At 70.2% G+C, this 1,194-nt stretch carries 2 protein-coding genes; both read left to right on the top strand.

What is annotated here, in order from left to right; translation table 11 throughout:
- Positions 1 to 102: 102 nt before the first annotated feature.
- Positions 103 to 639, top strand: coding sequence for an EF-hand domain-containing protein (locus LO763_RS28565; protein WP_230792300.1), 537 nt, complete (start codon positions 103 to 105; stop codon positions 637 to 639).
- 208 nt (positions 640 to 847) lie between these two features.
- On the top strand, positions 848 to 1,194 hold a 347-nt coding region (locus LO763_RS30230; RefSeq protein WP_230792297.1), incomplete at its 3' end, for a cupin domain-containing protein.

Raw genomic sequence — 1,194 nt, 5'->3', positions numbered from 1 at the left:
CCGCGACACGCGGTGGTTACCGGTTCGTATTCCTGCGGTGGTGCCGTGGCGGACCGCAGACTGTTCCGTGGCAGGGAACACCACACCGCAGGAGGAGCCTTCATGAGCGAGAACGACTACCGCGCGAAGATGCGCACCCGGTTCGCCACCTTCGATATCGATGGCGACGGCCAGGTGACCGCCGAGGACTTCGAGATGATGGCCCGCCGCGTCATCGAGGAGTTCGGGGTCCGGGAGGACTCGCCGGAGGGGTCGGCGATCCTTGAAGGGGCCCGCAGGTTCTTCGTCGGGCTCGCCGAGGCCACTGACGCCGACCGGTCCGGTTCGATCAGCGAGAGCGAGTTCGTCGAGGGCGCCGAGCAGCGGCTGCTGGACAACCCCGAGGGGTTCGACGCGATCGCGCGCCCCTGGGTCCAGAGCGTCGTCGCGATCGCCGACACCGACCGCGACGGCCACGTCTCGGTCGGGGAGTGGGCCCGGGCGCTCCAGGCCATGGGTTCGAACCAGCGGGTGGTCGAGCAGGATCTCCAGTCGGTCGACCGCGATCGCGACGGCCGGGTCACGCTCGAGGAGGCCACGGCGGCCGTGACCGAGTACTACACCCGTGAGCGGTCCCTCGACCTGTTCGCGAACGCGTAAGCGCTCCAGTGGAGCAGCGGGTCCGGCAGCGCTGAGGCGCCGCCGCGACGATCGGTCCCGCGCCTTCCGGGCGCGGGACCGACCGATGCTGTTCTCGCGCGCACGCGGTCGGCGTCCGCCGGTCCCGCAGCCCTTCGGTTCTATATAGGACACACCGGGGGCTCTCGGGATCGCCGCCGCGCCGCGGGGATGCCGATAGGGTGTGGCCGTGAACGTGGTGATCATGAAGAGCGAGAACGGCGCTTATGCGGGTGCGCAGGGCGGTCGGTTCTCCGCGGGGGTGTCCCGGGAGTCGGCGGGGTCGCAGCGGCTGTGCCTGCACCGGGTGTTCATAGCGGCGCATACCGAGACCGTCCCGCATATGCACGACGGCCACGAGTCGGCGATCTACGTCCTGGCCGGGCGCCATCAGATCCGCTACGGCGACGAACTCCAGCACCTGGCCGACCTCGAACCGGGCGACATGGTGTACATCCCGCCCGGCATGCTCCACCAGCCCGTCGTCGGCGACGAGGACGTCACCGCCCTGGTCGCCCGGACCGACCCGGCCGAACA

The organism is Glycomyces amatae (genome assembly GCF_020991375.1).
In the GTDB taxonomy this organism is placed as follows: Bacteria; Actinomycetota; Actinomycetes; order Mycobacteriales; family Micromonosporaceae; genus Glycomyces; species Glycomyces amatae.
This window is presented reverse-complemented; position numbering and strand designations above follow the sequence as displayed.